The sequence below is a fragment of the Methylobacter psychrophilus genome, from assembly GCF_025583945.1.
Lineage (GTDB): Bacteria > Pseudomonadota > Gammaproteobacteria > Methylococcales > Methylomonadaceae > Methylobacter_C > Methylobacter_C psychrophilus.
In genome coordinates, this window is sequence record NZ_JAOEGU010000017.1 from 51,667 (window position 1) to 71,457 (window position 19,791).

Annotated in this window: 20 protein-coding genes and 1 tRNA gene; 11 read left to right on the forward strand and 10 right to left on the reverse strand. The window is 41.5% G+C overall.

Annotated elements, in window-relative coordinates:
• Nucleotides 1-10 precede the first annotated feature (10 nt).
• Both N7974_RS10200 and N7974_RS10205 read left to right on the forward strand, forming a co-directional pair.
• Nucleotides 11-838 (forward strand): TPM domain-containing protein, encoded by an 828-nt coding sequence (locus tag N7974_RS10200; RefSeq protein ID WP_262965512.1) that lies wholly within the window; start codon nucleotides 11-13, stop codon nucleotides 836-838.
• Complete coding sequence (locus tag N7974_RS10205; protein WP_262965513.1) at nucleotides 832-1,338, forward strand: TPM domain-containing protein; 507 nt, start codon at nucleotides 832-834, stop codon at nucleotides 1,336-1,338. Before N7974_RS10200 ends, N7974_RS10205 begins: the two co-directional genes overlap by 7 nt.
• Nucleotides 1,339-1,389: 51 nt before the next feature.
• Here the strand turns inward: N7974_RS10205 and N7974_RS10210 are convergent, their stop codons facing one another.
• Together N7974_RS10210 and N7974_RS10215 are read right to left on the reverse strand one after the other, a co-directional pair.
• On the reverse strand, nucleotides 1,390-2,361 hold the full coding sequence (locus tag N7974_RS10210) for an FAD-binding oxidoreductase (protein WP_262965514.1): 972 nt from the start codon (nucleotides 2,359-2,361) through the stop codon (nucleotides 1,390-1,392).
• Between the two features lie 78 nt (nucleotides 2,362-2,439).
• Complete coding sequence (locus N7974_RS10215) at nucleotides 2,440-2,841, reverse strand: group I truncated hemoglobin (protein ID WP_262965515.1); 402 nt, start codon at nucleotides 2,839-2,841, stop codon at nucleotides 2,440-2,442.
• Nucleotides 2,842-3,016: 175 nt separating this feature from the next.
• Here N7974_RS10215 and N7974_RS10220 point away from each other — a divergent pair, with 175 nt between their 5' ends.
• Nucleotides 3,017-3,649 carry a helix-turn-helix transcriptional regulator gene (locus N7974_RS10220; protein WP_262965516.1) on the forward strand — a complete coding sequence of 211 codons (633 nt, stop codon included), beginning with the start codon at nucleotides 3,017-3,019 and terminating at the stop codon, nucleotides 3,647-3,649.
• A 241-nt stretch (nucleotides 3,650-3,890) separates the two neighbouring features.
• Here N7974_RS10220 and N7974_RS10225 read toward each other — a convergent pair whose 3' ends face one another.
• The 8 genes from N7974_RS10225 to N7974_RS10260 form a co-directional block, all read right to left on the reverse strand.
• The gene (locus N7974_RS10225; protein ID WP_262965517.1) at nucleotides 3,891-4,403 is read right to left on the reverse strand and encodes a hypothetical protein; all 513 of its coding nucleotides are present in this window, start codon (nucleotides 4,401-4,403) and stop codon (nucleotides 3,891-3,893) included.
• A 332-nt stretch (nucleotides 4,404-4,735) separates the two neighbouring features.
• Complete coding sequence (gene nqrF, locus N7974_RS10230; RefSeq protein ID WP_262965518.1) at nucleotides 4,736-5,956, reverse strand: NADH:ubiquinone reductase (Na(+)-transporting) subunit F; 1,221 nt, start codon at nucleotides 5,954-5,956, stop codon at nucleotides 4,736-4,738.
• Between the two features lie 14 nt (nucleotides 5,957-5,970).
• Nucleotides 5,971-6,579 (reverse strand): NADH:ubiquinone reductase (Na(+)-transporting) subunit E, encoded by a 609-nt coding sequence (nqrE, locus tag N7974_RS10235; protein WP_243218299.1) that lies wholly within the window; start codon nucleotides 6,577-6,579, stop codon nucleotides 5,971-5,973.
• Nucleotides 6,579-7,259 carry an NADH:ubiquinone reductase (Na(+)-transporting) subunit D gene (locus tag N7974_RS10240; protein ID WP_262965519.1) on the reverse strand — a complete coding sequence of 227 codons (681 nt, stop codon included), beginning with the start codon at nucleotides 7,257-7,259 and terminating at the stop codon, nucleotides 6,579-6,581. Before N7974_RS10240 ends, nqrE begins: the two co-directional genes overlap by 1 nt.
• A complete protein-coding gene (locus N7974_RS10245; RefSeq protein WP_262965520.1) occupies nucleotides 7,256-8,191 on the reverse strand; it encodes a Na(+)-translocating NADH-quinone reductase subunit C in 936 nt (311 codons plus the stop codon). The genes N7974_RS10240 and N7974_RS10245 overlap by 4 nt, the downstream gene beginning before the upstream one ends.
• Nucleotides 8,184-9,386: an NADH:ubiquinone reductase (Na(+)-transporting) subunit B gene (locus N7974_RS10250; protein ID WP_262965521.1), complete on the reverse strand. Its 1,203-nt coding sequence runs from the start codon at nucleotides 9,384-9,386 to the stop codon at nucleotides 8,184-8,186. Before N7974_RS10250 ends, N7974_RS10245 begins: the two co-directional genes overlap by 8 nt.
• On the reverse strand, nucleotides 9,386-10,735 hold the full coding sequence (locus N7974_RS10255) for a Na(+)-translocating NADH-quinone reductase subunit A (protein WP_262965522.1): 1,350 nt from the start codon (nucleotides 10,733-10,735) through the stop codon (nucleotides 9,386-9,388). Before N7974_RS10255 ends, N7974_RS10250 begins: the two co-directional genes overlap by 1 nt.
• Before the next feature lie 362 nt (nucleotides 10,736-11,097).
• Nucleotides 11,098-11,736 carry a class II aldolase/adducin family protein gene (locus N7974_RS10260; RefSeq protein ID WP_262965523.1) on the reverse strand — a complete coding sequence of 213 codons (639 nt, stop codon included), beginning with the start codon at nucleotides 11,734-11,736 and terminating at the stop codon, nucleotides 11,098-11,100.
• 469 nt (nucleotides 11,737-12,205) lie between these two features.
• Between N7974_RS10260 and N7974_RS10265 the strand changes: the two genes are divergently transcribed.
• From N7974_RS10265 to rpsO, 8 genes are all read left to right on the forward strand, one after another.
• Nucleotides 12,206-12,403, forward strand: coding sequence for a winged helix-turn-helix domain-containing protein (locus N7974_RS10265; RefSeq protein WP_262965524.1), 198 nt, complete (start codon nucleotides 12,206-12,208; stop codon nucleotides 12,401-12,403).
• A gap of 660 nt (nucleotides 12,404-13,063) precedes the next feature.
• Nucleotides 13,064-13,140: transfer RNA gene (locus N7974_RS10270), tRNA-Met, on the forward strand.
• 124 nt (nucleotides 13,141-13,264) lie between these two features.
• Nucleotides 13,265-13,750: a ribosome maturation factor RimP gene (rimP, locus tag N7974_RS10275; protein WP_262965537.1), complete on the forward strand. Its 486-nt coding sequence runs from the start codon at nucleotides 13,265-13,267 to the stop codon at nucleotides 13,748-13,750.
• Nucleotides 13,740-15,239 (forward strand): transcription termination factor NusA, encoded by a 1,500-nt coding sequence (gene nusA / locus N7974_RS10280; RefSeq protein WP_262965525.1) that lies wholly within the window; start codon nucleotides 13,740-13,742, stop codon nucleotides 15,237-15,239. Before rimP ends, nusA begins: the two co-directional genes overlap by 11 nt.
• A 30-nt stretch (nucleotides 15,240-15,269) precedes the next feature.
• Nucleotides 15,270-17,933: a translation initiation factor IF-2 gene (gene infB / locus N7974_RS10285; protein WP_262965526.1), complete on the forward strand. Its 2,664-nt coding sequence runs from the start codon at nucleotides 15,270-15,272 to the stop codon at nucleotides 17,931-17,933.
• Nucleotides 17,934-17,937: 4 nt separating this feature from the next.
• Nucleotides 17,938-18,384, forward strand: a complete 447-nt coding sequence (gene rbfA, locus N7974_RS10290) for a 30S ribosome-binding factor RbfA (RefSeq protein WP_262965527.1) — start codon at nucleotides 17,938-17,940, stop codon at nucleotides 18,382-18,384.
• Entirely contained in the window at nucleotides 18,381-19,325 is a 945-nt protein-coding gene (gene truB, locus N7974_RS10295) for a tRNA pseudouridine(55) synthase TruB (RefSeq protein WP_262965528.1), read from the forward strand. The genes rbfA and truB overlap by 4 nt, the downstream gene beginning before the upstream one ends.
• A gap of 122 nt (nucleotides 19,326-19,447) precedes the next feature.
• Nucleotides 19,448-19,717 carry a 30S ribosomal protein S15 gene (gene rpsO / locus N7974_RS10300; protein WP_243218287.1) on the forward strand — a complete coding sequence of 90 codons (270 nt, stop codon included), beginning with the start codon at nucleotides 19,448-19,450 and terminating at the stop codon, nucleotides 19,715-19,717.
• The last annotated feature ends 74 nt before the right edge of the window (nucleotides 19,718-19,791 follow it).

Sequence of the window (19,791 nt, forward strand, 5' to 3'; positions counted from 1 at the left end):
TTAGTCTGCAATGTTGCCATTAGTCCGTTACGGATTTGGGGTTTTCTTGCTACTGTTTTTTACGGTAGTCCGGGCACAGGTCGAAATTCCTGAATTATCGCATCGGGTCACTGATCTTACCGCTACTCTAGGTACCCAACAAGCCACTGCGTTGGAAAACAGGTTGGCGGAATTTGAAGCCAAAAAAGGCAGCCAGATTATTGTTCTGCTTGTCCCCACTACCCAACCCGAAGATATCGCTCAATTTGGCATACGCGTTGCCGAAGCGTGGAAAATTGGTCGAAAAAATGTCGATGACGGCGTTATTTTAATTATCGCCAAAGACGACCGTAAATTACGCCTGGAAGTGGGTTATGGTTTGGAAGGTGCTATCCCTGATGCCATTGCCAAACGTGTGATTGCCGATACTATCACGCCCTTTTTTAAAAAAGGCGATTACGCTGGCGGCGTAGATGCCGGCGTTACCCAGTTAATGCAACTAATTGAGGGCGAGTCTTTGCCCGCTCCTCTTGAAGAGTCGGATAACAAGCTAAACGAAAGCGCTTTTATGTTCATTCTGTTGGGTGGCTTGATAGCAGGTTTTATCTTGTCTGCGATGATGGGGCGAGTTATGGCGGGAATACTTGCCGGATTGGGTACCGGTGCGCTAGCTGCGCTATTTTTTGGTTTGAGTTTCGCGGTAGTCCTCATTGGAATAATGGTTTTTTTCATTGTCGGCGTTCGCCATAGTGGCGGTGGCGGCTGGACAGGTGGCGGTTTCGGTGGTGGCAGTAGTGGATCATGGGGTGGCGGTGGTGGCGGTAGTTTTGGTGGAGGAGGCGCATCAGGATCATGGTAGCTATTAAACGCTGGTTTTTGCATACCTTTACGCCGCCATGGCGTTGGCGACTGGCATTTCCTGCGGCAGTGCTTAAGGATATTGAAATCGCGGTAAAACAATCCGAGTGTCAGCACCGTGGCGAATTGCGTTTTGCTATTGAAAATACCCTTGCACCTACCTGGGTGTGGCGAGGACTGTCAGCCCGTCAGCGCGCGACAGAAGTATTTTCGACGTTACGGGTGTGGGATACTGAAGAAAATAGTGGTGTATTAATTTATTTGTTATTGGCTGACAGGGAAGTTCATATCATTGCTGATCGTGGTATTGCCAGACGTGTGCATCAGACAGAGTGGGATGCAGTGGCACACGACATGCAGGAAGCTTTTCGGGACGGCGATTTCCGGCGTGGCTCACTTGAAGGTATTGAGCGCATTACGAGGATGCTGACTACCCACTTTCCTGCCGTTGCAGACAATCTCAATGAGCTGTCCAACAAACCCGTTATTATAAACAGCTGAAATATAAGATTAACAAAGAAAATACTTAATGCATGTCATCAATAGCCTGAATCAGGCCGGTGATACCAAAAAGGCATCGGCGTATATATCGGCTGATGCTACACCCTTGAGAAAGGTCATTTTTTTCATTTGCTTGACCATATCAGGATTACCACAAAGAAATACCCGCCAACCTTTTAAATCCGGAAGCGATGCCAATGCGACTTCGTTGACTCGTCCATGGCTAAATCCTTCAGGACTATCTGCACCCGATAGGCAAGGGATGTAATGAAAATTTGCATGCTCTTCGTCAAGTTGTTGCATCTCGTCAATCCGGTAAAGATCTTCAACTTCACGACTGCCATGGAACAGATAAATGGAACCGGAATGTCCTTGCGTAAGGGCATCAGTTAGAATTCCCGCCAGTGGTGCCAAGCCGGTTCCTGTTCCTGCCAGTAGTATATTTTGATCATTTTTTTCGGGTAGGTAAAAACAAGATCCGTTCGCTTCGGATACAGCGATGGTATCTCCAACCTTGATTTCATTATGTAGCCATTCACTAAACTGACCATTAGGTAATCGACGAATATTAAATTCCAGAATATTGGATTCTTGCGGAGTATTGGCAATGGAATAACTGCGTGTTAAGCCGTCTGCTCGCTGCAGATTGACAAATTGCCCGGCATTAAATTTGAATGTATCCTTAAAAGCCAGGCTTAGTAACAAGGTATTTCTATTAAGCATTTCGGTAACAACAACTGTGCCTTCGCTATAGAATGCTGCTTGGTCGGGAAGTTTAATTGTCATGTCTTGTTCTGGATGACATTGGCAAGCAAGAAAATAATTGAGTTTTTTCAGGGTGTTTTTTAACCCTGCCTGAGCCGCTTCCGGTGGAGTGGTATCGGGACTGCTTACTATACAGCTATGACAAGTGCCTTTTTTACAGCTATAGGCAATAGCAACATCTTCGCGTAACAGGGCATCAAGCACTGTTTCATCGGCTTGGCAAGAATAAGCGTTTTCTTCAATGGTTAATTTGTACATGATCCTGTGCTTTAAACGAATTCCATAATGTTTTGGTAATCAATTAAAGTAAAACATTATGGAGTAGGGTTGTGGTATTTATCTGCCTAATATATCGTTGCGTGTGGTTTCACAAATCACCACGACTTCAGCAATGAGTTCTTGAGGGGCATTTAACTCTACCAATGTAGCGCCTAAATGTTCTACAACGGCATCGAAATGGCTATCATCCAAGCCCATCTTAACAAGGTGTGCATGACCTTTGCGCATGTCTGCGCCGGTATAGCTATGTGGCCCGCCAAAAGCCATGGTTAAAAAAGCTTTTTGTTTGGCTGCTTGCGTTTCCATGTCAACGTCGTCGAAAAAACCGTTAATACGGTCGTCATTAAGAACCTTGCGATAAAAAATATCCACGGCTACATTAACTGCCGGTTCCCCGCCTAGTCTGTCATAAAGAGTTTCACTCACTATTGCTTCCTCATGGTTTTGTATGTCGGTCATTATTATTTCCTCAATTGTTTTGCCAAAATATAATTAAACAAGATTAATTACAGGAAAATAATAACAAATCATTTTAACTTATACAATATAAATATGTTATATTAAATTTAAGTATTTAATGCAGTGTTTTCTGCTATGCTTAAAGTTATAAAGCAAATTAAAAGAAGGAGTTTTTATGGTGGAGAAAGTCAGGCCACGACAGCAGCAAATTTTAAAATTAATGCTGGAAAAAAAAGCCGGGCTAAGTATTGATGAAGTTGCTACTGCATTGGATATTTCCCGTAACGCGGTGCAGCAGCATTTTGTTGTGCTGGAAAGAGACGGTTATATACAGGCTGGTGTGCTCAATAAGACAGCTGGTCGTCCGGTACGTAGCTTTGTTTTAACCGAAGCCGGCATCAACAGTTTTCCAAAGCAATATGCCTGGTTTTCTGAACTCATACTTGCTGATATGAAAAACGAAATAGGGTCTGAAGCTTTTCAGCGTTATCTGCATAAGTTGGGCAGCAATTTGTCACAAACTTTGTTGCCTCAATTTGAAGGAAAGCCGATTAATGAGAAGATTGAGGCATTATTGAAAGTAATGGATAGCTTGGGTTTTGATGCGAGAATTATTACAGACTCCGATAGTAATGAGCCTGCTATTGAAGCACGTAACTGTATTTATCATGACCTTGCTCAAAAACATGAAGAAATTTGTGAGTTTGATAGAGCATTAATTTCCTCGTTACTGGATAAGAATATTGATCATGTAGAGTGTATGGCAAAAGGTGGCGCTGTTTGTTGCTTTAAAATTATCAACAAATAATCAATTTATTTGCCAAAAAATCTTTGAACGACTGGAATAAGCAGGAGTAACAGTCTACGTTGACGGATCGTTAGGATTATTTTTCGGCCTTAATAAACTGAAAACGCAGGTGAGATTAGTTATTATAAAGATGATATGCTTTTAATAATTTGGCTGTTCCGAACATCCCGGAAACCAATGCTTCCAGGTTTTCTCATGGGCTTGCTAAAAGCCAATTGTTTAACAGCTAGAGTATAGTTATTTATATATCCATAAACAGCATGGGAATGCCGTAAGTTAAAATAAAATAACTAAAGGCTGAAATAATGCTGACACTCATTTTAAATTCTAATAATTGTCGGAAAATATAACTGACAATGGCAATATACCAGCTGACCAATAACACAGCTAAAGAAATCGATATCACTTCCCGATATTCGTTGTGGTTCATTACCATGACAAAATCCAGTGCTTCGCCAGCAATGGCCAATGTCATAATAAAATTTTCGCAGATAAAAATAGCCGTAAATAGTTGATTGAAATAGTGCCGTTTTTTGAGAACCAATAATAGCAGGGCTATGGATGAAAGAGCCATAATGGCCCGTAATGAGACTTCCAGTGAGCCATCGGCAGGGTCGGCAATAAGACCTTCAACAATAATGCCGGAAATAAGGTAGAACACTATAGCTTTCCACATAAACGATTTTGATGGAAATAAATCAGTCGGATTATTTCTGAACCAGCAAAGCGAAAGGTATTTAATTAATAAATTCATGGTAAATAATGCTCGTACTTAAGAAAATCGGGTGGTTAATAGATTGTATTGATTGGCTTATTATAACCGCTGGCGCAAAATTAATGACTTAAGATTTAATCAGAAATGAAATCAACGAGATTGAAGTGAGCGTGTATCATGGAAAAATAAAAGCGGCAGAGTAGGGCATTTAGCCGGCAAAAATCTGAGATGTACAGGGCATATAATTTTTCTGGCCTTATTTGTAGCAGACAAAAAAATGGGGATAACCTTTACGCTTATCCCCATTTTTTTTATCTATACTTTGCTCTCCCTAAAACAAGAATTATTTAAGGGAGAAGACAGTGTATTATTTAACCACCAAAGTCATCCAACATAATGTTTTCCGGCTCTACACCGTTATCAATCAACATATTGATAACGGACGTATTCATAATTGGAGGTCCGCACATATAGAACTCACAATCTTCTGGGGCTGGATGGTTTTTAATGAATTCTTCATAAAGAATATTATGAATAAAACCTTTATAACCATCCCATTCTTCATTTGGCAATGGATCGGATAACGCAACATGCCATTCAAAATTATCATTTTCTCTGGCCAGCATGTCAAAATCTTCTACATAGAACATTTCACGTTTACTACGTGCGCCGTACCAGAAAGTGATTTTACGTTTGGATTTAAGCCGGCGTAACAGGTCAAAAAGGTGTGAGCGCATAGGTGCCATACCGGCACCACCACCAACAAAGACCATTTCTGCTTCAGTATCTTTGGCATAAAATTCACCATAAGGTCCTGAAATAATACATTTATCGCCGGGTTTTAAGCTAAATATATAAGACGACATGATACCTGGCGGTACGCTATCGGGTGCACCAGGAGGTGGTGTCGCGATACGAACGTTCAGCATGATTTCTTTTTCTTCAGGATAACTTGCCATTGAATAGGCACGCAATGCCGGTTGTTTCACTTCTGAAACATAACGCCATATCTTGAATTTATCCCAATCCTCATGAAATCTTTCTTCAACGTTAAAATCACTGTATTTGGCAATGTGCGGAGGACATTCAATTTGAATATAACCGCCTGCCTTATATTTGATTTCTTCGCCTTCAGGTAATTGAAGTACCAGTTCCTTAATAAAAGTTGCAACGTTATTATTTGACTTAACAGTGCATTCCCATTTTTTAACACCAAACACTTCATCTTCAACTTCTATGCTCATGTCATGTTTTACCGAGACCTGACAAGAAAGACGTTCGCCATGAGCGGCTTCGCGTTTGGTAATATGGGTCAGTTCAGTCGGTAAAATTTCCCCGCCACCTGAATGTACGACAACTTTACACTGAGCACAAGTACCGCCACCACCACAGGCTGATGAAACAAATAAACCATTATCAGCCAAAGCAGTTAACAGTTTTGAGCCAACCGGCACATGAATTTTCTTTTCATTATTGATCAGGATCTCAACATCTCCTTCCGCGACCAATTTGCTTTTAGCGCCGATAATTACAAATACCAGTGCGATAACAAAAGCCGTGAAAATAATGATCCCTAATAGAATTTCCAGCATTATACGCTACCTTCTTAAAGTTGGATTCCAGAGAAAGCCATGAAGCCAAGCGACATCAGACCTGCGGTAATAAAAGTAATGCCCAGACCTTGTAAACCGGCCGGAATATCACTGTATTTAAGTTTTTCGCGTACACCCGCCATAACAGTAATAGCCAATGCCCAGCCCAAACCACTGCCTACGCCGTAAGTAACGCTTTCGCCGAAATTATAGTCCCGTTCAATCATAAATAAACTACCGCCAAGAATTGCGCAGTTTACCGTAATTAAAGGCAGAAACACGCCTAAGGCGTGATACAAAGCCGGAAAGAATTTATCTAAAATCATTTCAAGAATTTGTACCAAAGCGGCGATCATGCCAATACAACTTAATAGTGCCAAAAAGCTTAAATCAACGCCTTTTATTCCTATCCAGGATAGGGCATCTTCTTTCAACAAGGCATGGTAAACGATATTGTTGGCCGGTACGGTAATGGCTTGTACCACCATAACCGCAATGCCTAAACCCATCGCCGTGGCAATCTTTTTTGATACCGCTATAAACGTACACATCCCCAAAAAGAAGGAAAGTGCCAGGTTTTCAATAAAGACTGCCTTAACAAATAAACTAATATAAGCTTCCATTAGTGATGTCCTCCTTCACCATGAGCAATCGACATAATCTTGAATTCTACTTTTTCAGCTTGGGCTGGTTTCCATTGACGGACACTCCAGATAATCAAACCAATAATAAAGAAAGCACTGGGTGGCAATAACATCAAACCGTTAGGATCGTACCAGCCGCCATCTTTTGTCAGCTTGAAGACTTCTATGCCCAATAATTTACCTGAGCCCAAAGTTTCTCTAAAAAATGCCACGATAATCAGTATCAAGCTATAGCCAAGACCATTACCGATACCGTCCATGAAGCTTTCTAAAGGTGGATTTTTCATCGCATAACCTTCAGCACGTCCCATAACGATACAGTTGGTAATAATCAAACCAACAAATACCGATAACTGCTTGCTGACATCATAAGCAAAGGCTTTTAGTAGTTGATCAACCACAATAACCAATGAAGCAATAATGGTCATTTGGACAATAATCCGGATACTGCTTGGAATATGGTTTCTAATCGCACTAATTGCCGCACTCGAAAATGCTGTTACCAAAGTCAAGGCAAGGGCCATAATCAGCGATGTTGACATTTGTGAAGTAACCGCCAACGCTGAACAAATACCCAGAACCTGTAAAGTAATAGGATTGTCGTTAACCAGTGGTGCAGTTAATACTTTTTTTGTTTCATCATTTAAAATTGCGCTCATGATTTCACCTGTTTAACTGTTCTTACTTTTTTCAAATACGGTGCAAAACCTTCATCACTCATCCAGTATCTCACCAGATTCGTTACGCCGGTACTGGTTAAAGTTGCACCAGCCAGACCATCTACCTGATATTGAGAGCCAGGTTTGGTTTTATCTACCACACCTTTAATTAAACTCAAGGCAGGTTCGCCGATATCAGCTTCAGTAATTAAACCTTTTTCTGATGACGGTTGATCAGTTTCAGCATAAACTTTTTTGCCTTTCCATAATGCACGCCAGTTAGGATTAACAACTTCACCACCTAATCCTGGAGTTTCAGCCTGATCGTAAAAGTTGATACTTTGTACGGTTTGGCCATCAGGATCCAAAGAAAGGAAGCCATACAAGGTAGACCATAAGCCATAACCGTGCATAGGCAGAATAATGGATTTAGTCACATCGCCTTCTTTAACCAAAAAAACTTTGGCATATTTGGCTTTTACCCGGATATGGGCAATATCTTTATCTTTTGGAATGGCAACGCTTTGAGCAGGATCTTTCGCCGCTTTACGTTGATCAAATTCAGCGACATCAATATTTTCAACATAGTCACCTGTTTCCAGGTCAACGATTTTTGCTTCAATTTTTTCTGCAAATGCCGAATTTATATCCGCGCCTTCTTCCAGCAAGCCGGCAACATCAAGAATATTCTTCTTCATATCCGCTGCTTTGTTATCTATTTGTAAGGGTTTTAATGCAACCGCCGCAAATGAAACCAGAACCGCACATACCAGACACAATGCAACGGCAATGGCAATCGTCTTTTCTAGACTATCGTTACCTAAAGCAAGAACTTTGTTTTTATAAGCGTCAAATTTCTGATAGTACGCATTATTATTGAGTGTAGTACACAATTTTTCCATCTGTTTACAAGACTTTTTATTATTAGGCATGACGTTTCATCCTTCTTCTAATATTGGCCTGAATGACGAAGTAATCAATCGTCGGTGCAAACATGTTTGAAAACAGAATGGCCAGCATAATTCCTTCCGGAAATGCAGGGTTAACGACTCTGATTAACACGGTCATACCGCCGACTAATGCGCCAAATATCCAACGACCTTTATTAGTCATTGCCGCACTTACCGGATCAGTGGCCATATAAACCATACCGAAAGCAAAACCGCCCATTGTTAAATGCCAATACCAGGGCAGGGCAAACATGGGGTTGGTATCACTGCCAATAAAGTTAAACAGCGTCGCGATAGTGACCATACCGGCAAACACGCCGCCCATAATGCGATAGGATGCAACACGGGTATACAGCAGGAATGCGGCACCAATTAAGATGGCCAGGGTTGATGTTTCACCTAAACAGCCAGGCTCAAAACCAAAAAATGTTTGCATCCAGCTATAATCAGCTGCGTAAACAGCATCAAGACCACCGTTTGCTGCCAGACCTAAAGGCGTTGCCCTGGTATAGCCATCAACTGCGATCCATACAGAATCACCGGTCATTGAGGCGGGGTAAGCAAAGTATAAAAATGCTCGTCCGGTTAACGCAGGATTTAAAAAGTTTTTGCCGGTACCGCCAAAAACTTCCTTACCAATCACGATACCGAATGAAATACCCAAAGCTACCTGCCATAAAGGCATATCAGGCGGCATAATCAAGGCATATAACATGGATGAAACCAAAAAGCCTTCATTGACTTCATGGCCGCGAACGGTAGCAAACAATACTTCCCAAATACCACCAATAGCTAACGTGGTGATGTAAATAGGTAAAAAGTATAAGGCGCCATGAGCCAGGTTAGAAAACGGATTCATGGTGCTATACCCGAATAACATCATCGGGACACTGCGCCAGTTATCAATTTTTTCCAGGCCCATCGATTCCATTGCCAAATTGGCTTGATATCCGGTGTTATACATCGCCATCAGTACACAAAACAGCGTTGCTATAACCACAAACGTCATGGTTCGTTTCAGGTCATTACCGTCACGAACATGGGTAGTTCCGCGTGTTACATCAGCGGGCGTATAGATGAAGGTATCAACCATCTCATAGAGACCGTAATACTTTTCAAATCGACCACCTTTTGTAAAATGCGGCTCTATGCTATCTAAAATTTCTCTAGCCGACATTATCCTTCCTTCTCGATTTTAGTTAAATTCGCTCTCAGTACAGGACCGAAGTCATGTTTACCTGGATCCACAAACGTAAATAAGGAGACATCTTCTTCATCAAGTTCCAAACAACCTAATAATTGCGCCTGATCTGAATCGCCAACAACTAATGCTTTTAGCAATGGTGTTGCCAAAATATCCATAGGCATGACCGTTTCAAAAACGCCAACGGGAACAATAGCTCTGTTACTGCCGTTTTTATCGGTAGTTAATGGAAAAAGACGATTATTTTTACGATCAACACTGGATGTATAAACATTCAATGCAGAATATTTGTCTTTACCGGCAACAATCCAGCCAAACAATTCTCGGGCACGGCCTTCCTGCAATACCGACAACTGGTTACTGTAACAGCCTAAATAGGCAGCCCAATCACTGGCAGTATGTCCGTATAAAACGGAACCGGAAATAACCCGACTCTCAACGTCATCCAGTAGCTCACCAGCAACCAAATCATTGGTGTTGGCACCAACGCGAGTACGGATTAATCTTGGATTTTTTACCGTAGGACCCGCTAACGAGACGACTCTTTCGACATTCAATTTACCGGTAGTAAATAATGCACCTATTGCCATTACTGCCTGATAATCCAGATGCCAGACAGATTTATTGATATTAACTGCATCAATAAAATGAATATGGGTACTGGGTAAACCGGCAGGATGCGGACCTGAAAATTCAGCAACAGTTGCTGTGCTACCAATTGTTATATCAGCATCTGACGCTTTACAAACGTAAGTTTTACCGGCTGTCAGTTTGGCAATTACCGCTAAACCATTAACGAAATCATTACTGCGTTCCTTAATAATAACGGCAGGATCTGCTGCTAAAGGTCGGGTATCTATAGCCGTAACAAAAATGGAGCTGGGCTTGCTGTCTATAGCAGGTGTTTTGCCATAAGGACGTACTCGTATGGTAGCCCACAAACCTGATGCCAACAGATTCTCTTTAACTTGTTCTGCTGTTAAATCGTTAAGTTCGGACTCGTTGTACTGGCTGAACGATACTTCTGCCGAGCCTTGCAAATCAATAACGACAGATTGTAATACCCGTTTGGCACCACGGTTAATGGCTTTAACGATACCTGCACCCGGTGACGTAAATACACATCCAGGATTTTTCTTGTCAGTGAAAAGTACCTGACCTAATTTGACCGTATCCCCCTCGCTAACCATCATGGTAGGTTTCATACCTACATAATCAATCCCCAGAATAGCAACGGAATTAACCTGATTGCCATCCTCAATAATTTGTTTAGGACCTCCCGTTATGGGTAGGTTTAAACCGTTTTTAATAGTAAATCGCATAGATAATAAGCCTACTCTCCAAACAAGTTGCGGCGAACCGAGCCCCTTATATCAAACACTTGAAAACAAGGGGCGCATTAAGACGTAAAACATTGGCATTACACCACAAAATCAATGTTTTCTCAATGTCGTATTTGGTAGTCAATAAATATACTAAACGGTAACTTATAGAGTAACTTCTCCTCATCCGGAGCTGGTATTCTTAAATTAAACAGGCTAAACGAAAAATGTGGTTAACCGGTATTTTTTATTCACCATAAAGACATGAAGGGTGCGATGTTTTTTTATTACATATATTTTGGTGCCTTCGTGGAGATGATTTTTTACCAATAATCCGCTTATGGTAAGTCTGTTTGGATAAGCTATTGCTGTGCCGTACTGATGGCCAGTGATAAATACTTTATTAAAATCCATGCTGCTTCTTGCATATTTTTGCCAAAAGCAACAACACCATCTTTATGTCCCAGCATGGTAAATAGTGACGTTTGTTGTAAATGATCAGTTTGAAATAACTGCTCAACGGCTATAGCCATTGCAACCGTGCCGTAAGGAATATTTGCGGAGATATGGGATAGCTTAAGCGCGGCGGTATAGTGCCATATTTCAGGGCTATGCACATGAATAACCGCCTGTATGGTGCTGTCTTGAGCATAAATGCTTGCATGAGTCAGTGCTTCAGATGAAGGTTTGTTCAGTCCGCATGATGCAATCCGGTTTTTTCGCGGATCGGCTTTGATAACCAGGCAATAATGCTCCGGATTTAACTGTTCAATATGTCCTGTTTGTGTACCACTAATAATAAACTGACTACTTTGAGGATGAAGTCGGTGGCTGATATTGCCAAATCCAAGATTGTCGTAGCGCTCAGGATCCTGTCCGATAAGACCAAGACGAAAAATAATAGTGCGCCAGGCATTAATTTCATTAAATGAAAAAGTTTCCTTGATAGGCTTTTGCATATGCTGCAATTGATATTTTATGACACCTTCTTGTTGGTTCATCTGGACAGGATTTTATAGTGTAGCAAGATTGCTTCTGAAGATGGCAGTTTAGTTTATCCACGAAAAGTACGAAAGGCACGAAAAAGTTTCATATATTAATAAAGTAATTGATTTTTTCGGACTCACGCGCGGGAGGGTTTTCAGTGAATAGAAAGTGCCTTGCCTGGCCAATTTCACAAATAACATACTATTTATTAAGCGCAGGATTAAATAATGCGAACCTTTTGCTTACGTTGTTTGTGAAATTGATCTGATTTAGATTCCACTACAGCTAATTTATAAGTATCTGCAAAGACAAAGTCGGTCTGAATAGCTATACTAATTTTGGTGGGGTAACTTTGTAGAGAGTAGAGCTCTGATAGAGCTGCTGCTCAATATCCTGTGGGAGATAAAATAAACTATTTATTCCTGATTTTATTTAGGGTAATATCAATTGTGACTTAATTAATGACTCTAAGGTGATAGTAATATGTCAGAAATAGTAGGTAATACAGCAGGTGAAATCTGGAAGTATCTGGATAAAAATGGCGCTACCACTATAGCCAAGTTAACCAGGGAAACCAAAATAGATGAAAAAAACATTCAGCGCGGTATCGGTTGGCTGGCTCAAGAAGGAAAGGTTTCTCTTGAGATAGTTAATCGTGCAGAAACCATCTCTTTGACATAACAACAAATACTATTTGCGCGCCTGTTTTTGTTTTTGTGATGATTGATTATTTTCTGTAAAAGGGTTTTAGCTTCGGTGATCACAGCTAAAACCCTTTCTGTAAAGAATGCTTTATTACCGCAATGTTATAGCTATAGTCTTTCAGAAATTAAATTTCTATTCACGTCTGTGTGGGTTGTTCATGCATATAATAACCCTTAGTCCCTTAAAGGAATGGTATCTGTTAGTATCGAAATTATTTATCTGAAAATCTATATAAGCCCTTTAAAATACCAAACAATCATTTCTTGATGTTGATGGCTGGTATTATCCATAGCGTTTATATCGTCATGTCGTGTTGCTCGTAAAAATCCGGATCTCTTTTCGTGATCAATGATTATTATTTTAAGAAAGGTTTTTTAATGTTGATGGTGAATCCCAGATTTGACTTGGCAACGGCCTTAATAAAGACGTGATAAGCATTTGCAAGCCATTCTTGCTTTTTTGCCGTCATTGCTTGAATCTTGTTCATGGAATAGTGTAGTATGTTTGCTTGCTGTTATTAATAGTTGATGTGGGCTTCGTTTTTAGGGGTTTTAAAGTTGAATATAGTTATTATAAAAAATAAATTTATTTAATACTTGCTAAATCCTGATAAGTCCTTATAATAGCTAAATCAATCGCGGGGTGGAGCAGCTTGGTAGCTCGTCGGGCTCATAACCCGAAGGTCGTAGGTTCAAATCCTGCCCCCGCTACCATATTTTAGAACCCCATTTTGGGGTTTTTTATTTTCTGGGCTTCGGTTTTGGGAAGCTTAAAATTAGATTGTTTATGGAAGAGCCTTTGGCTCTTTTTTTTTGTTCGAAAATAAGTGAGAAAACCATGAAACAGGCTCCTGAGCATTTGGTCAACTTAATCGAGCCAATTGTTGAAGGCTTAGGTTATGAGTGTGTAGGTATTGACTATAACCCGCATCCACAACATGGTTTGTTAAGAATTTATATTGATAGTGAAAATGGAATTTTGGTTGAGGATTGCACTAAAGTCAGCCACCAAATCAGTGGTGTTTTGGATGTGGAAGATCCCATACAAGGCAACTATCAGTTAGAAGTATCTTCTCCTGGTGGAGACAGACCGTTCTTTAAGATAAGTCAGTTTGAACAGTTTATCGGCAGCGTAGTATTGGTTAATCTATTTAAAGCGATAGGTGGTCGAAGAAAAATTACCGCTCTAATAAAAAAAGTTGAAGATAATATTATTACGCTCCAGGAAGGCGAGCAGATTTATGAGGTGCCTTTTGACGCGATGAGTAAAGCGCGTTTGGTACCTGAATATTTAATTGAAAAAGGAGGCCGCAGTGGCAAATAAAGAAATCTTGTTAGTAGTTGAGGTTTTTTCTAATGAAAGAGAAATTGAAAAGGAAATCGTTTTTCAGGCAATAGAGTCGGCGCTGGAAGCGGCTACGGTAAAGCGTCACGCGAATCCAATCAAAGCGCGTGTTGCCATTGACAGAAAAACCGGAGGCTATCTCACTTATCGACAATGGGATGTTGTTGATACTAATCCATCTTGTGCTGGTGATGTCGAATTTCCAACCACGCAGGTGTTATTAGAGGTTGCCCAACTGGATAATCCGGAAGTCCAAATTGGTGATGTCGTAGAAGAAGAAATTGAATCTGTTGATTTCGGACGTATTGCTGCGCAAACTGCCAAGCAGGTTATTATCCACAAAGTTCGGGAAGCTGAACGCAGAAAAATTGTTGAAGCGTATAATAGCCGTGTCGGTGAGCTGATTACCGGTATTGTCAAGCGTATTGAAAAAGGCAGTGTTTATCTGGACTTGGGTGGTCATGTAGAAGCCTATATCGCCAAAGAAGATATGATTCCGCGCGAAGCTATTCGTATTGGTGACAGAATTCGGGGCTATTTAAAAGATGTCCGGTCAGAGCCTCGTGGACCACAATTATTTGTCAGCCGTACGGCACCTGAATTATTAATTGCTTTATTTCGTCTGGAAGTGCCCGAAGTCGGTGAAGGTTTAATATCGGTAATCGGTGCGGCACGTGATCCAGGTTCCAGGGCCAAGCTGGCAGTAAAAAGTAATGATCCCCGTCTGGATCCAGTGGGTGCTTGTGTAGGCATGCGTGGCTCAAGAGTGCAATCAGTTACTAATGAATTAGCTGGCGAACGTGTCGATATTATTCTTTGGAATCCCAGCGAAGCCCAGTTTGTTATTAATGCCATGTCACCGGCTGAAATTCAGTCCATCGTTGTGGACGAAGACAAACACAGTATGGATCTTGCCGTCAGCTCAGATAACCTGTCGCAGGCTATTGGTCGAGGCGGTCAAAATGTCCGTCTGGCAAGCCAATTAACCGGCTGGGAATTAAATGTTATTGATGCATCCAAAGCAGAGCAAAATGCTGAAGCGGAAGTTGGCAAGATAAAGCAGTTGTTCATTGATCAATTAGATGTCGATGAAGATATTGCCTTGATTTTGGCGGAAGAGGGTTTTATTAGTGTCGAAGAAATTGCCTATGTCCCTGTCAGTGAAATGCTTGAAATTGAAGGCTTTGATGAAGACCTGGTCAATGAATTAAGAAGTCGGGCAAAAGATGCCTTATTGATTAGTGCCATTGCTTTGGAAGAAAAAATAGAAACAGCAAAGCCGGCAGAAGACTTGCTGGAAATGGACGGTATGGATGCTGATCTGGCTCATGACTTGGCAAGTCAGGGTATTATTACAATGGATGATTTAGCAGAACAAGCAGTTGATGATTTGCTGAATTTTTCAGGCATGAACGAAGAGCGGGCAGCAAAATTAATTATGAAGGCGCGTGAGCCTTGGTTTGCTTAAGGCACAGAGCGAGTAAGTAAGGGGTTAAAGATGAGCGATAAAACAGTACAGCAATTAGCAGAGATAGTAAAAATACCTCTGGAACGATTATTAGAGCAACTAAAAGAAGCCGGTTTATCTGCCAGAGCTCCTGATGATGTTATTAATGAAGATGAAAAAATGCAGTTGCTTGCGCATTTGCGTAAGCGACATGGCAAGGCTGAGGGTGAAGTCAGTAATTCTCCCAAGCGTGTCACTCTGGAGCGTAGAAAAGTAACCGAAATCAAGCAAGCTAGTGTACCTGGTAGTTCTACCAAAACCATTAGCGTTGAAGTTCGTAAAAAGAAAACTTATATTAAACGTAGTGAAGTAGGCGATGCTGATTTAAGCAGCAAAGAAGAGCTGGTAAAACCTGTTTTGGTTGAACCGGTAAAAATATCAGAGGTTGTTTTAGCGCCCACTGAAAAATTGCCTATTGTTGAAGCGCCTGTCGTTGCAGTCGAAATTGCTCCCAAGGAAGAAACGGTTGTCATAGAGCCCGTTAAAATTGAACCGGAAGTTCAGGCTGTCGCTGTACAAGAGGTTGAAATTGAGCCTGTTGAAGCCATTGAAGCAATTGAATCTGAAGCTAAATTTGAAGCTTTAAAAATAAAGGAAGAAAAGAAAATCAAGCAGGAAAAATCTATCAAGGTCAGTGAAGCGGATGAAGCCAAGAAAAAGCTGCAAGAAAAAGAGCGTCGGCTTGAGGAATCCATAAAGAGAAATGCTGATAAAGTAAGACAGCAAGCGGCGGCCAAGCAGGAAACACTGCACAGGAAAAAGCAGGAAGAAGGCGGTGGCAATGCACGTCCATCCGGTAAAGATGCTAAAAGAGGCAAGAAAAAAGGCAAGCAACCACAACGTGCTGCAGTACAAAACGATGGTAAACATCAGTTTGAGATGCCGGTTGCCCCTATAGTCAAAGACGTCACCATACCAGAAATGATTATTGTGTCTGATCTTGCCCAGAAAATGAGTGTCAAAGCGGCGATGGTCATCAAACATTTGATGAAGTTGGGCATTATGGCGACTATCAATCAAAGTATTGACCAAGAAACAGCGGTCATTTTGGTTGAGGAAATGGGTCATAAAGCGATTATGCAAAGTGATGACGATCTTGAGCAAGAAATGCTGGCTGAAGCGCAGGTAGAAGATACCCGCGTTGAATTGCCACGTGCGCCTATCGTTACCATTATGGGTCACGTCGATCATGGTAAAACATCATTGCTCGATTATATTCGTAAAACCCGTGTTGCTGCCGGTGAAGCGGGTGGTATTACCCAGCATATCGGTGCTTATCAGGTCAAAACGGATCATGGTTCGGTAACCTTTTTAGATACACCCGGACATGCTGCCTTTACTGCTATGAGAGCCAGAGGCGCGGACATTACTGACGTAGTCATTATTGTTGTTGCTGCCGATGATGGTGTGATGCCACAAACCAAAGAAGCGGTTGAGCATGCGCGAGCGGCTAACGTGCCAATTATCGTGGCTATCAATAAAATCGATAAGCCTGATGCAAATCCTGACAAAGTCATGCAAGAGCTGTCGGTCCTTAACGTGCTTGCAGAAGAATGGGGCGGCGATGTGCAGTTCCTTAAAATTTCTGCCAAGACCGGTGCCGGTATTGATGAGTTAATTGAAGCCTTGATTGTTCAAACCGAAATTTTAGAATTGAAAGCACCGGTTGTAGGTCCTGCTTCAGGTCTTGTGATTGAATCAAGACTGGATAAAGGTCGTGGTGCTGTTGCGACAATAATGATTCAAAAAGGTACCTTGGAAAGTGGCCAAATGGTACTTTGTGGTCAAGAATATGGCCGTGTCCGGGCCATGTTTAACGAAAATGGTAAAGCTATTAAAGAAGCTGGTCCTTGTTCTCCGGTTGAAATTCTTGGCTTGTCGGGCACACCGAATGCCGGTGACGAGTTTCTTGTGGTACAAAACGAACGTATCGCCAAAGACTTGGCAAAACATCGTGAAGACCGCAAAAAATTCACTAAACATGCTGCACAACGGGCTTCCAAACTGGACGAAGTATTCTCCAGAATGGCAACCGGCGAGATTGCCAGTGTAAATCTGGTTATCAAAACGGATGTACAAGGTAGTTTGGAAGCGTTACGCGGATCACTTGTTTCCTTATCCAACGAAGAAGTTGAAGTCAAGATTGTCTTTGGTGGCGTTGGTGGTATTAATGAAGGTGATGCCAACTTGGCATTGGCTTCTGGTGCTATTCTGATGGGCTTTAATGTTCGGGCCGATACGACAGCCAGAAAGTTGATTGAAGAAAAAAATATTGATCTACATTATTACAGTGTCATTTATGATGCGATTGATGAAGTCAAAAAAGCCATCAGCGGTATGCTGGCACCTGAAATCAAGGAGCAAATTGTCGGTCTTGCTGAAGTTCGCGACGTATTCCGGTCACCAAAATTTGGTGCGATTGCCGGTTGTATGGTCATTGACGGTTTTGTTAAAAGAAGCCTTCCTATCCGTGTATTGCGTGACAATGTTGTTATTTATGAAGGCCAGTTGGAATCGTTACGTCGCTTCAAAGATGATGCCGCTGAAGTTAAAATGGGCATGGAATGTGGTATCGGCGTAAAAAATTACAACGATGTTCAACCTGGCGACCAGATCGAAGTATTTGAACGCATAGAAATCAAGCGGGAACTGTAAGCTTATGGCAAAAGAATTTGGTCGTAATGCCCGTGTTTCATCACAGATGCAAAAAGAGCTTTCCTTAATCTTGCTGCGGGATATTGATGATTCGAGATTAGGTTTTGTTACTATCAATGAAGTGGTAGTAACTAAAGACCTGGCCGTTGCTAAAGTGTATGTCACCGTATTAAATGTTGATGAGCAAGGTAAACGCGCAAACGTTAAATTGTTAAATGAGATGTCACCGGTTATCCGGCATCAGTTGGCAAAAAGAATGCGCTTAAGGCATATTTCTGAACTGCGTTTTCATTATGATGATTCATTTGATACCGGTATGCGGGTAGCCGAGTTATTAAGTGATGTGATCAAGCCCTTCGACGACGCTCAGGGCAAGCCAGTAGACTCTGCTCAGGATAATTCCGTCGATATTGCTCAGGATAAGCATGAATCGGACACTTCCGATACATGAGTAAACGTAAGTCCGGACTTAATATTCACGGCATCTTGCTGTTGGATAAGCGTCTGGGCGTTTCGTCAAATAAAGCGCTGCAGGAAGTAAGGCATTTATTTAATGCCAATAAAGCAGGACATACCGGTAGCCTTGATCCTTTGGCGACCGGCTTGTTACCGCTTTGTTTTGGTGAAGCGACTAAAGTATCGGCATTAATGCTGGATGACAACAAACGTTATCAAGTACTTGTGCAGCTAGGTGTTATGACTGATACCGGTGATGCTGAAGGCACTGTTATCGAGACCAAACCAGTCCCCGATTTATCGATTGAACAAATACAAGCCTGTTTAGAGCAGTTTACCGGTGCAATCGATCAGGTTCCTCCCATGTATTCTGCGTTAAAACATAACGGCAGAAAACTCTATGAATTGGCACGCGAAGGTAAAACCATTGAGCGTAAAGCTCGGCGTATTACCATCTTCGAATTAAAGTTATTGCCCTATTCCGATACCGAGATCAGCAAACCTGATCAATTAAGGTTGGAAGTATTCTGTTCCAAAGGCACTTATATCAGATCACTGGCTGAAGATATCGGCCATGTTCTGGGCTGCGGTGGTACGGTAACTGAACTACGTCGACTGGAAGCAGGTCAGTTTCATATTAAAGATGCCATGACCATTGAGCAATTAAGGGCGCTAACCGAGCAGGATTTGTTTCAAGCACTTATACCGGTTGATAAACCTTTGGAAGCCTTGCGCAGGGTACAGTTATCTGAAGCACAAGCCATTTCCATAAAATACGGACAAGCGATCCATTTGGCTCCAGACCTGGCTTTTGCTTTGGAAGGTGGGGAAGGGCTGTTAAGAATGTATCACAGGGATGTTTTTTTAGGCTTGGGAGAAATGCTATTGGATGGTAAAATAACACCGAAAAAATTGTTTAATATAAACAACGAATAGTAACGGGATAAATCACGTTGCTACAATAAATATTGATTTCTACACCCTATCGTGGAAGTCAATGTACTAAACACCGTCATCAGACGGTTTTATTTTTTAATTTTAATCTTAGGGGATTATAAATGCCATTTACTGCAGAACAAAAAAAAGTCGTTGTTGAAGCCTACCGTCAATCAGAAACTGATACTGGATCACCTGAAGTACAAGTTGCCTTATTGACAGCGCACATTCTTCATTTAACTCCGCATTTTGCCGCTCATAAAAAAGATAACCATTCACGTCGCGGTTTGTTGCGTATGGTTAATCAGCGTCGTAAGTTGCTGGATTATCTGAAAAATAAAGACAGCGGCCGTTATCGTTCATTGATTGAGCGCTTGGGTTTACGTAAGTAAAAACAGCCTGATTCAATTGCTGTAAACGGATTGCGATTATATTCAATAAAAGTCGTTAAGAAGCAGCACATATG